This is a genomic window from Candidatus Poriferisodalis sp. (genome assembly GCF_965221945.1).
Taxonomy (GTDB): Bacteria; Actinomycetota; Acidimicrobiia; order Acidimicrobiales; family Poriferisodalaceae; genus Poriferisodalis.
Genome location: NZ_OZ244925.1, coordinates 2,422,956 through 2,435,802, shown reverse-complemented (window position 1 = coordinate 2,435,802; position 12,847 = coordinate 2,422,956). Strand labels below are relative to the sequence as shown.

Below are 12,847 nucleotides of genomic sequence, written 5' to 3'. Positions count from 1 at the left end.
TCCTCTATGGCAAGCGGTCAGGAGCGCATTCTTCGGCGTCGCATCAAGTCGATCGAGGCCACGAAGAAGATCACGCGCGCCATGGAGCTGATCGCGGCATCACGCATCGTGCGGGCGCAGACCCGAGTACGCGCAGCACGGCCGTACAGCGAGAAGGTAACCGCGGTCATTGCCAACCTGGCGTCCGCGGGCGGCGAGGCCGATCACCCGCTTTTGCGCGAGCCGGTCGACGTCGCCAAGGTGGCCTACGTGGTCATCGCTGCGGATCGTGGCCTGTGCGGCGGCTACAACAACAACGTCCTGCGAGCCACCGAGCGTGCAATCGCGGCTGACGCCGCTGCGGGCCGTGGCTACGAACTGGTGCTGTCGGGCCGCAAGGCCCAGGGCTACTTCCGATTCCGGGACTGCCGCATCGCTGCCGGCTTCGAAGGCTTCAGCGACCAGCCGAGCTACTCCGATGCCCGGCGGATTGCTGAGGCGGCCACGGCGCTGTTCGAGAGCGGCGAGTGCGGCCAGGTGAAGCTGGCCTACACCCAGTTCCACTCCATGGGCGTCCAGGAAGTGGCGATCGTGCCGTTCATGCCACTGGACTCCGGCGACTTCGGCAGCGGTGACGCTGATGCGGACGGGTCGGCCGGTGGTCCTTCGGGCAGCTATGAGTTCGAGCCCGAGCCCGCCGCCATCCTCGAGCGTCTGCTGCCGCGCTACGCCGAGGCCCGGCTGTACTCGGCCCTGCTTGAAGCCTCGGCTTCGGAACATGCGGCCCGCCAGCGAGCCATGAAGGCGGCCACCGACAATGCCGAGGACCTGAAGACCAACCTGACGCGCGTCATGAACCGTGCCCGCCAGGACGCCATCACCACCGAGATCATGGAGATCGTCGGCGGCGCCGAGGCACTGTCCCAGACGGCCGGCGGCGAAGTCGACTTGCTCTCAAACACCATCGAAGCTCGTACTGCAAACCTGTTCCGCGCACGCGAGTAACCAGACCGAACCCCGCCTCCGAGGAGAGACAGCGATGACGATGACCGAAGAGAGAACTGGCGCAATAACTGGCGATCACGCCGGTGGACGCGTCGTGGCCATCGCCGGGCCGGTCATCGATGCGGAGTTCCCGTCGGGGGCGCTCCCCGAGATCAACACCGCCGTCGAGATGCATGTCGAGCTGGAAGGCGCACCCGTCACCATCACCGGCGAGGTCGCCCAGCAGATTGGCGACAACCGCGTTCGCATTGTCTCGATGAAGGCCACCGACGGACTGACCCGCGGCATGACGGTGACAAACACCGGCCGGGGCATCGCCGTGCCGGTGGGCGACGGCGTGCTCGGCCACATCTTCAATGTGCTCGGTCAGCCGCTTGACGGTGCCGATTTGACCGACGGCATAGCGGATCAGTGGGAGATCCACCGTCCGGCGCCGGCCTTCGACACGCTCGAGCCGAAGGCGACGATGTTCGAGTCCGGCATCAAGGTCATCGATCTGCTCGAGCCCTACGTGGAGGGCGGCAAGATCGGCCTCTTCGGCGGTGCCGGCGTGGGCAAGACGGTGCTCATCACCGAGATGATCAACCGTGTCGCCTCCCAGCACGGCGGTGTGTCGGTCTTTGCTGGAGTCGGAGAGCGCACCCGTGAGGGCACCGACCTCTATCTGGAGATGGAAGAGTCCGGTGTGCTCGAAAAGACAGCGCTGGTCTTCGGCCAGATGGACGAGCCGCCTGGTGTGCGGCTGCGTGTTGCGCTGTCGGCGCTGACGATGGCGGAGTACTTCCGCGACGTACAGGGTCAGGAAGTGCTGCTGTTCATTGACAACATCTTCCGCTTCGTGCAGGCCGGCTCGGAGGTGTCCACGCTGCTGGGCCGTATGCCGTCAGCGGTGGGCTACCAGCCCAACCTGGCTGACGAGATGGGCGAGTTGCAGGAGCGCATCACTTCGACGTCAGGCCACTCGATCACGTCGCTGCAGGCCGTGTACGTGCCGGCGGACGACTACACCGACCCGGCGCCGTTCACCACCTTCACCCACCTCGACGCAACGACCGAGCTGAGCCGGCAGATTGCCTCGCTGGGCATCTACCCGGCGGTGGACCCGCTGGCGTCGACCTCCACCATCCTCAGCCCCGAGGTGGTGGGCGACCGGCACTACGCCGTGGCGCGGCGCACGCAGGAGATCCTGCAGCGCTACAAGGAGCTGCAGGACATCATCGCCATCCTGGGTCTCGACGAGCTGTCCGAGGAGGACCGCATCACGGTCAACCGGGCGCGCAAGATCCAGCGGTTCTTGAGCCAGCCGTTCTTCGTGGCCGAGGTCTTCACGGGCCTGCCGGGCGTCTTCGTGCCAGTCTCGGAGACCATCGAGTCGTTCGAAATGCTGTGCAACGGCGATCTCGACGATCTGCCCGAGCAGGCGTTCCTCAATGTCGGCAACGCCGAGTCCGCGATGGCCAAGGCACGAGACCTGGCCCAGGGCGGGGCCTGAGGGCTGCCTGCGCATGCAGCGGACTCGGGTATCGACGGCAGCGCCAGAGCGGCACAGGGAGTCACACGGGATGCAGGTTGAGCCAAATGCAGGTTGAACTGGTCTCGCCCGAAGCGGTGCTGTTCAGCGGCGAGTGCAGTCAGGTAGTGACTCGCACAGTCGACGGCGACATAGCGTTCTTGGACCACCATGCTGCCTTCATCGGCGCGCTCGACATCGGGCAGACCCAGCTGTGGGCCTCCGATGGCATCGTGACGCTGGCCCTGAACCGTGGCTTCGTGGAAGTCAGCAACAACGTCGTCACCATCCTCAGCGATGCTGCCTTCGCAGCCGACGAGATCGACGTGGCAGCCGCTCAGGCAGACCTCCAAGCCGCCCAGGCTGCATTTGCGGCAGACGCAGACGACGACGAAGCCAAGGCGGCGCTCGCTTGGGCCGAGACACGCATCGCGGTCGCCGGAGCCGCTTGAGCAAGTCTCGTCGTCGCGGGGTGATCCGGGCGTCTGCGAACATCTGCGAGTCCTGCTGCTGCACTGGGAGGACTCGACACGATCGAACTGCCTGATCAGTTCGTGCTGATGCCCGAGAACTTCGAGGAGTAGCAGTGCTGATTCAGCTGTCGAGACAATTCAGCTGTTGAGGTGCCGCAGCTGGCTCGAGTCGTCCAGAGCGCGGTAGTAGCAGCCTGGACGGGCTGAACCACTGGCGTCGCGGGTGTGACACGCTCCGCCTGCGTCGCGCCGCACCCGGTACAGCAACGAGTTCTGCTCGCAGTTCACACGCACGTCGACGAGTGAGAGGGTGTCGCCCGAGGTGGCGCCCTTGTGCCAGATCTCGTTGCGCGAGGTGGAGTACAGCACGGCACTGCGTCGCTCGAGGGTGAGTCGCAACGCCTCGTCGTTGGCGTAGCCGATGAACAGCACGTCGCCGGTGTCGACGTCCTGCAGTACGACCGGCACGACCTGGTGGCTGTCGCGGCCGATCTGAGCAACCTTGCCGAAGTCGATGCGGGCGACCGTGCCTTCTTCAAGGTCGTCGAGCGCTGGCTCCGTCTGGGGCGCGATATCGGTTCGGGAGTCAGGCATGGCTCAGGTGAAGTCCACCGCCGCGTAGGCGCTGAGCTTGTCGATGTCGTGGGTGGCTTCGATGCGCCGCACTGTGCCGCTGCGCGAGCGCATCACCAGCGAGTCGGTGGTGGCACGCTGCGCGGTGAACTTGACACCCCGCAGCAACTCTCCGTCGGTGATGCCCGTGGCGGCGAAGAAGACATCGTCGGACTGCACCAGATCGTCGATGTGCAGTACGCGCTCGAGGTCGAAACCGGCCGCTACGGCCGCTCGCCGTTCGTGGTCGTTGCGCGGCCACAGGCGACCCTGCAACTCGCCGCCGAGGCACTTGAGCGCCGCCGCGGAGATAATGCCCTCGGGCGTGCCGCCGATGCCGAAGAGCACGTCAGTGGTATCGCTGGCCGCCGCGGAAATGGCCCCGGCGACATCGCCGTCGGGAATGAGACGGATACGGGCGCCGGTCTCTCGGATCTCCCGGATCAGCTCACCGTGGCGGTCGCGGTCCAGTACGACAGCGGTCAGGTCTCGCAGGCCTTGTCCGGTGACTTCAGCGATCGCCCGGAGGTTCTCCGACGGCGAGCGGTTCAAGTCCACTACCCCCTTGGCGTCGGGACCAACAGCGATCTTCTCCATGTACACGCACGGGCCGGGATCCAGCATGGTGCCTCGCGGCGAGACCGCGATGACCGAGATGGCGTTCCCCCGGCCGAGCGAGGTCAGCGTGGTGCCGTCGATCGGGTCCACCGCTACATCGGTGAGTGCGCCGGTGCCGTCGCCGATGAGCTCGCCGTTGAACAGCATCGGCGCTTCGTCTTTCTCGCCCTCGCCGATGATCACGATGCCGTCCATGGGCACAGTGCTCAGCACCACTCGCATCGCGTCGACGGCGGCGCCGTCGGCACCGTCCTTGTCGCCGCGACCCATCCAGCGAGAGGCGGACATGGCCGCTGCTTCTGTGGTGCGAACCAGTTCCAGCGCCAGGTTGCGGTCCGGAGCCTGGTGGGCGAGATCCGGACGGTCGTCGCGGCCTCGATCGCCGAACGATCTGCGATTGTCATTCATTGCAGCCGACCATAGTGCTGCCGTCGTATCGAACCCACGGCGGCGGGCCGTAGACCGCCGCGCAATCAACTCGGCGGCGGGCCGTAGACCGCCGCGCAATCAACTCGGCGGCGGGCCGTAGACCGCCGCGCAATCAACTCGGCGGCGGGCCGTAGACCTTTCGATTGGCCCGCTAGCTTCGCTTCGATGACTAGCGCCCGGTCCTCGTCAGCCCGCGTGGATCTCGCCGTGGTGGGGGCGGGGATCATCGGGCTGGCGACCGCGCACCGCTATCTGGCAGATCATCCCGGTCGCCGCGTGGTGATCCTGGAAGCTGAAGACCGGCCGGCGATGCACCAGACGGGCCGGAACTCCGGCGTACTGCACTCGGGTGTGTATTACCGGCCCGGTTCAACCAAGGCGGAGTTGGCGGTCGCCGGCCGCAGTTCGATGGTCGAGTTCGCCCGACAGCGGGGCATCGCTCACGAAGTGTGCGGCAAAGTCATCGTGGCAGTTGACAGCTCCGAGCAGGAGCGGCTCGCTGCGCTCGCCGAGCGGGCCGCGAGCAATGGCGTTCCCGCCGAGCTCATTGACGCTCGGCGCTTGGCTGAGCTGGAGCCGTATTGCGCTGGGGTGGAGTCGCTGCTGATTCGAGGCACTGGGATTGTGGACTTCGGCGCAGTGTGCGACGCGTTGATCGGCGAGATCGAAGCCGCGGGCGGCGAGCTGCGCACGGGTACGGCGGTGGTCGGGCTCAGCGAGGGCGCCGACGGCGTGCGGGTCACCACGACGACTGGCGAGTTGGTGGCGAAGAGCCTGGTGAACTGCGCGGGGCTGCGCTGCGATCAGGTGGCAGCGCTGATGGGTGCAAGGGGCGGTTACCGGATCGTCCCGTTCCGCGGCGAGTACTACGAACTGGTGCCCGAGCGCTCGCATCTCGTCAACAACCTCATCTATCCCGTGCCTGATCCGAGCTTTCCGTTCCTCGGGGTGCACCTCACCCGCATGATCGACGGCACTATCCACGCCGGCCCCAACGCCGTGCTTGCGTTGTCCCGTGAGGGCTACCGCTGGAGCGACATCAGCGGGGTCCAGCTGCGCGAGCACGTCACCAACCGCGGCCTGTGGCGTCTTGCTCGGCGCTATTGGCGCACGGGCGCGGGGGAGGTGTGGCGGTCGCTGAACAAAACAGCGTTCACCCGGGCGCTGCAGCGGCTGGTGCCCGACATCGAGTCGTCCGATTTGATCCGCTCGGCCGCTGGCGTGCGTGCCCAGGCCATGGATCCCGCCGGTGAGCTCGAGGACGACTTCGCTGTAGCGACCGCTGGGCGTAGCACCCATGTGCTGAACGCCCCGAGTCCCGCCGCCACCTCCAGCCTGGAGATTGCCAAGATGATCGTGAAGCGGATCGACGGCTGAGGCTGGCGACAGCTCAGCCCTCGAGCCCGTCCAGCCAGTTCTCGACGTGTTTGACGACGGCGCGGCGTGCAGCGATGGTGTTGGGATCGTGTCGAGCGCCGTCGATGAAGCGGAGTGTGACCGGACCTGCGAGAGCGCTCGTGTGCTCGCGCAGCTCGTCTGGCGTCGCGAACGGATCACGCGTGCCTGAGATGAACAAGCACGGCACCGTGATCTGGCCGAAGTGAGCGCTGCGCAGACGCTCGGGTCGCTCGGGTGGATGCAACGGGTAGCTGAGGAGCACGAGACCAGCTGCGGGAGCGCCGGCAGCGACTGCCATGGAGCAGACACGGCCGCCGAAGGATCTGCCGCCGAGGAACATGCCTGCTGGCGGCATGCCGAGTTCGGCCGCGATCTTCCGCAGGTCCTCCAGCAGTTCATCGACGACGTTCTCCGCGCGGGGCGGTGCTCGCCGACCGGCCCGCCGGTAGGCGAAGTCGTGTCGCCTCACCGGCATCCGGTCGGTCAAGGCTGTCTCGATGTCAACGAGCGTGCGGTGGTCCGCGCCACCGCCGGCACCCGGTGTCAGCAGCAGTCCTCGAGCGTCGCTCATCGCAGTCTCATCTTGACCCGGTCAGGACTGGTCGTGTACCGACGTGTCACATCGGTGCTGGGGGCGGCGCAGGGGGCCGCAGCCCTTCGGAGTCCGCAGCAGCGTCGGCCGGGTGCAGTTCCTCGAGTTCGTGGCCGCTGCGTTCGACCAGCCACAGCACGGCGATGGCTGCTGCGACAAGCGGCCCGACCCACAGCAGCGCGATGACCTCGCCGAAGCTGCCCCACGCCGTACGTAGACGCCCAGCGATGAGCACGCCGGCGGCCGCGCCGCCGACACCCATGGCACCGGTCAGTGTCGCAGCGCGTGCCCGCACGGCGGTCGGGAACAGCTCGCCGCGGTACACACCGAGCGAAGGCAGCAATCCTGCCGACAGCATCGCCCCGACGAGGCCCAGCAACCACAGCGCCGCCCCGGACACGTTGAACATCACCACGAGGGAGCCCAGGCCCGCCACCGAAGCAATGGCCAGGATGACGCGCCGGCCCCGGGAGTCCGCCAACCGGCCCGCCGCATACACGGCGAGACCCGCAGGCGTCGCCGTGCCTAGCACGAACAGCGACACCAACGTTGCGCTGAAGCCGTGCTCGTCACGCAGGTATTCGTTGCGGAACCAGTCGATGGGCCCCAGGAACAGGCCGAATGCCAGGTAGATGGCGCCAAGAAGCGCGATCGGACGCCAGTACCCGCTCAGCCTCACTCCACGGCCGCGTCGTTCGAAGCGACGGCTCTCGGGCAGCCTGCGCAGCAGCGGACGAGCGGCGAACAGTGCGAAGAGCGGAACGCTGAACAGCAGTCGCCACGCCCACGGGGCCAGGTCGGACAGGGGTTGCAGCCAGACGACCACGCCGGCGCCCAGCGCAGCCGCCATCGCCAGCACTGACAAGCACCACGCTCGGCAGCCCGCTGGGATCTCCTCGAGCGCCATCACGACGATCGTGGCGCCGAGTGCCGCGTTGGCGGTGCGACCGATGAGCCAGAACGCGCCGAGCCATGCCATAGAGGGCGCCAGCGCCGCCAGCGCCGCGCTCGAGATGCCGACGAGCATGGCGCCGGCCACGATGCGCCGCCGCCCGTAGCGATCCGCTAGCACCGACACACCGATGGCGAGCAGCGTTCCGATGCGCACCACTGCCCCCAGCGTTCCCTGGGCGGATTGATCGGCCCCGAATTCGTCCGCTGCGTAGGTGTGGAGTTCCGATGGAGCGTTGGCGAGGTAGCCGCTCAGCATCGCAGCGGCGGCGAGCATGGCCATGATGGTTGCCGAGCGTGCGGTGAGGCGATGCGGCGGTGCCCACACCGGCTGCGTGCCGTCGCCTGTTCGCGCGGTGCGCATTGCGCGCCGGACAGCAACGTTGATGGCCGGTCCGAACCACGGCACCGCCAGCTGCCACTCAAGCGTCTCGGTCACTTGGTGGCGCGCTGTGCCTTCCAGGGGGGTCACGCGCACCGAGCGGGCATAGCCCTCGAAGGGACCCTCTGCGAGATCGAAGGTGCGTGCGCCGTCAACGGCGGGGCCAGGGGCCTCGAGCACGATGTCGTCTCGCGGGCGCAGCAGTTCAGATACCTCGTCGGAGTCGGCAACGAAGGTGCGTACCTGCCGGGTCACGCTGGGGGCCTAGCACAGCTGCACCCTGGGCAGGTACATACTGCTCTGGCCCCGCGGCACCGCATCGGTGCCCGGCAGTGGTATCGGTAGGGCGATGAAAGAGCCGGATTCGGGCGAGCTTGACACGATCGTGGCCCAGCGCAGCAGCGCCCTCGAAGGCGAGGTCCGCATCGGCGGCGCCAAGAACAGCGTGCTCAAGCTGATGGCAGCGTGCCTGCTGGCCGAAGGCCGACACGTGCTGGCCAACGTGCCCGACATTTCCGACGTGACGCTCATGTGCGAGCTGCTCGAAGCGATGGGTGTGACGGTGACGCGTGCCGATCACCGGCTCGTCATTGACGTGCCGGAGGAGTTGGACACAGCGGCGCCGTACCACCTTGTCGAGCGCATGCGAGCCTCCATCGTGGTGCTCGGCCCGCTGCTGGCGCGATTCGGCAAGGCCCGTGTGGCGCTGCCGGGCGGGGACGACTTCGGACCGCGCCCAATCGACATGCACCTGAGGGCGTTGGAGAGCCTCGGGGCAGTGTTCAGCACCGCCCACGGCGACATCTCGGGCACCGCGGAGGTGCTCACCGGGACAGAAGTCGTGCTGGAGTATCCCTCGGTGGGCGCGACCGAGAACGTGCTGATGGCTGCGGTGCGAGCCAAGGGCCGCACGCTCATTCACAACCCGGCCCGCGAACCAGAGATCGGCGACCTCGTGAACTTCCTCAACCAGATGGGAGCGCAGGTGGGCTGGGCAGGGGATCGCCTCGCGGTCGACGGGGTGGAACGCTTGGCGCCCGCCAGATCCACCGACGGCTACCGGGTGATTCCCGACCGCATTGAGGCAGCCACATTCCTTGCGGCGGTCGGCATGTGCGGTGGGTCGGTGTTCCTGCGTGACGCGGTGGCTGACCACATGACGATGCTGATTCGCAAGCTCACCGAGATGGAGGTGCGCATCGTTTCCGACGCGGCGGGGGTGAGGGCGACCGCGACCGGACGGCTCTCGTCCGCGGACGTCTCCACGCTGCCGTATCCGGGCCTGGCGACCGACTACAAGCCGTTCCTCGTCTCGATGCTCACGACGGCGTCCGGCGTCGGGATCGTCACCGAGAACATCTTCACCGGGCGGTTCCGCTACATCGATGAGTTGCGGCGCATGGGTGCCGACATCCGCACAGAGGGCCATCATGCCGTAGTGCGCGGCACCGAACGCCTCTCGGGAGCGCCGGTACGCGCGCATGACATCCGAGCTGGCGCGGCACTGGTGGTGGCCGGCCTCGCAGCCGAAGGCGAGACCGAAGTGGCAGGCGCCACGCACATCGATCGTGGCTACGAGGATCTCGTCAGCAAGCTCGCCGGCATTGGCGCGACCATCACACGCCGCTAGAGCGTGCCACCTTCGGCGCGCATCGCTACCGTCGGCGCGCCGATGACGCCCACCGAAGGTTCCCTGACTGCCGATGTGGCGAGCCTGCTCGAGGCTGCTCGCACGGGGCACCGGCGCGCCCTGGCGCGGATCATGTCGCACGTCGAGCGTGGGGGTCCGCAGGCACGGGAGCTGGGAGCGCTGACGTTCGCCCAGTCAGGCAACGCTCACACGGTCGGAATGACGGGTGCCCCTGGGTCCGGGAAGTCCACCCTCAACTCGGCAGTGGCCGGCGTGGCCCGCGAGCGCGGGGAGCGGCTTGCCGTGCTCGCCATCGATCCGTCGTCGCCGTTCAGCGGTGGGGCGATCCTCGGCGACAGGGTGCGCATGTCCGACCACACCTTCGACGAGGGCGTCTACATCCGTTCGATGGCCACCCGGGGCCATCTCGGCGGTCTCACGCTGGCGACGCCGCTCGCGGCGCGGGTGCTGGATGCGCTGGGCTGGCCGTGGGTGGTCATCGAGACAGTCGGCGTGGGACAGGTCGAGACCGAGATCGTCGGCGCCGCCGATACCACGGTCGTGGTCGTGAATCCGGGTTGGGGCGATTCGGTGCAGGCCAACAAGGCGGGTCTGATGGAGATCGCCGACATCTTTGTTGTGAACAAGGCCGACTGGCCCGGCACGTCGGAAACGAGCAGGGACATCCGCCAGATGCTGGACCTCTCTGCGCCGGGTGACTGGGACCCGCCGATTCTCACCTCGGTTGGCACCACCGGCGAAGGCGCGGCCGAGCTGTGGGACGCCATCTGCGCGCACCGCGATCACTGCACGGCTTCGGGGGAACTGGAGGCGCGCCGAGCGGCTCGTGTGGAGACCGAGTTCGATGAGGTCTTGCGGGCCAGCATCGCTGAGCGTGTTAAGGCGCTGACCGATGGTCCTGCCGCAGAACAGCTCCGCGAGCGTCTTGCTCGGAGAGAGCTGGATCCCTACGCCGCTGCCGAAGTCCTTCTCAGCCAGGCTCGCTGAGTCGCCAGAGTTGATCTTGTGGACGCCCTGGCGCTGCGGGACTCAGTCGAGTTCGCCGCGGGCGAGCGCGAAGACCGCCTCGCGCTCGTTCGGGTGCAGGTTGCGGTCGAGCAGCCGCAGGTCGGCCGCGGCGCGCAGGCGCGAGAGAATCTCGTCGGCGCCGAACGCCTTGAGGAAGGCGCGCGCGAAGCGGGTGCGGAATGCGTTGATGACCGCACGGGCGGCGGCGTGGTTGTCGGGCGAGCCGGTGCGCAGCCGCACGTAGGTGGAGGCAGCGTCGAATCCGCAGTCGCCGGCGGCTGCGTTCGACCAGTCGATGACGACGGGGCCGCCGGGGGTGAGCTTCACGTTGTCGGGCTGCAGGTCGAGATGGACGACCGAGCTGCCGCCTGAGACCTTGACCCAATCGCCGGGCGCCGGTACCTCGCCGAGTCGCCGGTGCAGTCTCGCCAAACCCTTCGCGTGTCGCGACAGCAGCCACGGCTTTGCCGCTAAGTCGTCGAGCATGGTGGGTCCGGAGAGGCGCTCCATCACCACCGAGTGATCGTCGGGCACCGAGATCACTTTGGGCGCAGGAAAGCCGTACGACCGCACGTGGCGCATCGCTTCGGCTTCGTGGCTCAGATCTCGCCCGCGGAGGCTGACGCGAATGATGTGCGGGCCGTAGGCACGCACTTCTGAGTCACGTCCCATCCCGAGCAGCGGTCCAGGCTCATGGCCGGTCGGTCCTTGCTGCCGTTCGAGAATCCGGGCCCGCAGCGTGCGCAGATTCTTCCGCCACATGCGCTCGAGCACCAACGAGGCGGGCTGCCGCCCGAAGCGCCCGCCGAAGTACCACGGCAGCAAGAGTTCCTCGTTCCAGGTGAAGCGTGTGCCTTCATCAATCGGAGTGAGCGTGAACCGGCCAGTGCCACGCACGGCTCCGTGGTGCTCGACGCCGAGCGTTCGCGGCGGGTCCCACTCAACGACTTCGATGCGATCTGTTGTCTGCAGCGGGCCGAGCTTGGTCACGCAGTCGAACGTCGTGCCGACACCTTCGGTCTGATCGGAGGTGAAGGTGATCAATTCGGCGTCAACCATCCACTCCACATTGCGAGCAAGGTCCGCCGCGAAATCCCAGACCTCTTGTTGCGATGCGGGAATGTCGATCTTGACCTCGATGCCCATGTCGCCGGCTGCCCTGTCGTTGCCCGTCGCAAGTGCGTCGCATCCAATGGGTCTCGTAGCCCGGCAAGGGAGCGAGGCCAGCGAGTGCGAACGCTCAGAGAGTGTGGCACCGCAATCGGCTGCTGTCATTCCGCGTCTGGCGCGTCTCCAGGTTCCTGCCTCGCTGCTGCCGGCGGCGAGGTGTTGTTCAGATCCGCCAGCCGTTCCGCAATTAGGACTGCCAGCTCGCGGTACAAGGGCGCGGCGGGTGACCGACCACGCCAAGCGAGTGCCAGTTGGCGGCTCGGGATTGCGTCGCTGAACGGGCGGACAACGATTCCTGCGCCTCGTCGCGCCTCGATGGGGGCGGCGCTCCTGGGCAGCAGCGTCACGCCCATCCCGGCTGCAACCATCTGGCAGATCGTCGTCAGGCTGGTACCGCCCTTGCCGACCTCATGGGCGCCAGCGTCGCGGCAGACCTCGAGCGCTTGACCACGCAGACAGTGGCCATTTTCGAGCAGCAGCACCGTCTCATCAGCGAGTTCGTCCGACGTCACAGCGGGCCGGCGCGCCAAACGATGCCGGGGCTCCATTGCCAGCAGGAAGGGATCTTCGAGCAACACGAGATGTTCGATGTCCCCGGACGGAATCGGCAATGCCAGCAGCCCAAGATCGAGCTGGGCCGTGGTCAACACGTCGACCAGCGCAAGTGTCTTGAGCTCGTCGAGATGTATCTGCACGTCAGGGTGTCGCTCGCGGACGATGGGCAGGATTCGCGCCAGCAGGTACGGCGCTGCCGTCGGGATCGCGGCGATTCTCAAGGGGCCGATGAGTTCGTCAGTGCTGCTGCGGCCCCATTCGAGGAGCTCGTCGGCATCGCGCAGGACGGTCCGGGCACGGTCCGCCAGCTCGCGACCTATATGAGTCACGACGATGCCGCGGCCGACCCGTTCGGTGATCGCGACGCCGAGATGGCGTTCGAGCTGCCGGATCTGTGTACTCAGCGTGGGCTGGGAGACGTAGCAGGCCGCTGCCGCGCGTCCGATGTGCCCGTGCGTGTCCAGTGCCGCTAGATACTCCAACTGGCGCATGGTCGGTCGACCGACGGAGTTGG

At 67.3% G+C, this 12,847-nt stretch carries 12 protein-coding genes; 6 read left to right on the top strand and 6 right to left on the bottom strand.

The window, feature by feature from the left end; translation table 11 throughout:
* Nucleotides 1–6 precede the first annotated feature (6 nt).
* From ACOQPH_RS11340 to atpC, 3 genes are all read left to right on the top strand, one after another.
* Entirely contained in the window at nt 7–984 is a 978-nt protein-coding gene (locus tag ACOQPH_RS11340; RefSeq protein ID WP_420621498.1) for a F0F1 ATP synthase subunit gamma, read from the top strand.
* 34 nt (nt 985–1,018) lie between these two features.
* On the top strand, nt 1,019–2,476 hold the full coding sequence (atpD, locus tag ACOQPH_RS11335; protein WP_420621497.1) for a F0F1 ATP synthase subunit beta: 1,458 nt from the start codon (nt 1,019–1,021) through the stop codon (nt 2,474–2,476).
* Nucleotides 2,477–2,562: 86 nt separating this feature from the next.
* Complete coding sequence (atpC, locus tag ACOQPH_RS11330) at nt 2,563–2,946, top strand: ATP synthase F1 subunit epsilon (protein ID WP_420621496.1); 384 nt, start codon at nt 2,563–2,565, stop codon at nt 2,944–2,946.
* Between the two features lie 159 nt (nt 2,947–3,105).
* Here atpC and ACOQPH_RS11325 read toward each other — a convergent pair whose 3' ends face one another.
* Together ACOQPH_RS11325 and glpX are read right to left on the bottom strand one after the other, a co-directional pair.
* Nucleotides 3,106–3,561, bottom strand: a complete 456-nt coding sequence (locus ACOQPH_RS11325) for a phosphoribosyl-AMP cyclohydrolase (RefSeq protein WP_420621495.1) — start codon at nt 3,559–3,561, stop codon at nt 3,106–3,108.
* 3 nt (nt 3,562–3,564) lie between these two features.
* Nucleotides 3,565–4,605, bottom strand: coding sequence for a class II fructose-bisphosphatase (gene glpX, locus ACOQPH_RS11320; RefSeq protein ID WP_420621494.1), 1,041 nt, complete (start codon nt 4,603–4,605; stop codon nt 3,565–3,567).
* 186 nt (nt 4,606–4,791) lie between these two features.
* Between glpX and lhgO the strand changes: the two genes are divergently transcribed.
* A complete protein-coding gene (gene lhgO / locus ACOQPH_RS11315) occupies nt 4,792–6,003 on the top strand; it encodes an L-2-hydroxyglutarate oxidase (RefSeq protein WP_420621493.1) in 1,212 nt (403 codons plus the stop codon).
* 13 nt (nt 6,004–6,016) lie between these two features.
* On the opposite strand, the gene ACOQPH_RS11310 is transcribed toward lhgO, so the two are convergent.
* Complete coding sequence (locus tag ACOQPH_RS11310; RefSeq protein WP_420621492.1) at nt 6,017–6,595, bottom strand: alpha/beta family hydrolase; 579 nt, start codon at nt 6,593–6,595, stop codon at nt 6,017–6,019.
* A 46-nt stretch (nt 6,596–6,641) separates the two neighbouring features.
* Entirely contained in the window at nt 6,642–8,204 is a 1,563-nt protein-coding gene (locus ACOQPH_RS11305) for an MFS transporter (RefSeq protein ID WP_420621491.1), read from the bottom strand.
* Nucleotides 8,205–8,298: 94 nt separating this feature from the next.
* Here ACOQPH_RS11305 and murA point away from each other — a divergent pair, with 94 nt between their 5' ends.
* Together murA and meaB are read left to right on the top strand one after the other, a co-directional pair.
* Nucleotides 8,299–9,579, top strand: coding sequence for a UDP-N-acetylglucosamine 1-carboxyvinyltransferase (gene murA, locus ACOQPH_RS11300; RefSeq protein WP_420621490.1), 1,281 nt, complete (start codon nt 8,299–8,301; stop codon nt 9,577–9,579).
* Nucleotides 9,580–9,621: 42 nt separating this feature from the next.
* Nucleotides 9,622–10,587 carry a methylmalonyl Co-A mutase-associated GTPase MeaB gene (meaB, locus tag ACOQPH_RS11295; RefSeq protein WP_420621489.1) on the top strand — a complete coding sequence of 322 codons (966 nt, stop codon included), beginning with the start codon at nt 9,622–9,624 and terminating at the stop codon, nt 10,585–10,587.
* Between the two features lie 42 nt (nt 10,588–10,629).
* On the opposite strand, the gene ACOQPH_RS11290 is transcribed toward meaB, so the two are convergent.
* On the bottom strand, nt 10,630–11,754 hold the full coding sequence (locus ACOQPH_RS11290; protein WP_420621488.1) for an SRPBCC family protein: 1,125 nt from the start codon (nt 11,752–11,754) through the stop codon (nt 10,630–10,632).
* Between the two features lie 125 nt (nt 11,755–11,879).
* Complete coding sequence (locus tag ACOQPH_RS11285) at nt 11,880–12,824, bottom strand: LysR substrate-binding domain-containing protein (RefSeq protein WP_420621487.1); 945 nt, start codon at nt 12,822–12,824, stop codon at nt 11,880–11,882.
* Between the last annotated feature and the right edge of the window lie 23 nt (nt 12,825–12,847).

Excerpts from the sequence above, each read along its gene's own strand:
- murA (WP_420621490.1), top strand. The coding sequence starts at position 8,299 with ATGAAAGAGCCGGATTCGGGCGAGCTTGACACGATCGTGGCCCAGCGC.
- ACOQPH_RS11290 (WP_420621488.1), bottom strand. The coding sequence starts at position 11,754 with ATGGGCATCGAGGTCAAGATCGACATTCCCGCATCGCAACAAGAGGTC.
- atpD (WP_420621497.1), top strand. The coding sequence starts at position 1,019 with ATGACGATGACCGAAGAGAGAACTGGCGCAATAACTGGCGATCACGCC.
- lhgO (WP_420621493.1), top strand. The coding sequence starts at position 4,792 with ATGACTAGCGCCCGGTCCTCGTCAGCCCGCGTGGATCTCGCCGTGGTG.
- glpX (WP_420621494.1), bottom strand. The coding sequence starts at position 4,605 with ATGAATGACAATCGCAGATCGTTCGGCGATCGAGGCCGCGACGACCGT.
- atpC (WP_420621496.1), top strand. The coding sequence starts at position 2,563 with ATGCAGGTTGAACTGGTCTCGCCCGAAGCGGTGCTGTTCAGCGGCGAG.
- ACOQPH_RS11340 (WP_420621498.1), top strand. The coding sequence starts at position 7 with ATGGCAAGCGGTCAGGAGCGCATTCTTCGGCGTCGCATCAAGTCGATC.
- meaB (WP_420621489.1), top strand. The coding sequence starts at position 9,622 with ATGACGCCCACCGAAGGTTCCCTGACTGCCGATGTGGCGAGCCTGCTC.
- ACOQPH_RS11285 (WP_420621487.1), bottom strand. The coding sequence starts at position 12,824 with ATGCGCCAGTTGGAGTATCTAGCGGCACTGGACACGCACGGGCACATC.
- ACOQPH_RS11325 (WP_420621495.1), bottom strand. The coding sequence starts at position 3,561 with ATGCCTGACTCCCGAACCGATATCGCGCCCCAGACGGAGCCAGCGCTC.
- ACOQPH_RS11310 (WP_420621492.1), bottom strand. The coding sequence starts at position 6,595 with ATGAGCGACGCTCGAGGACTGCTGCTGACACCGGGTGCCGGCGGTGGC.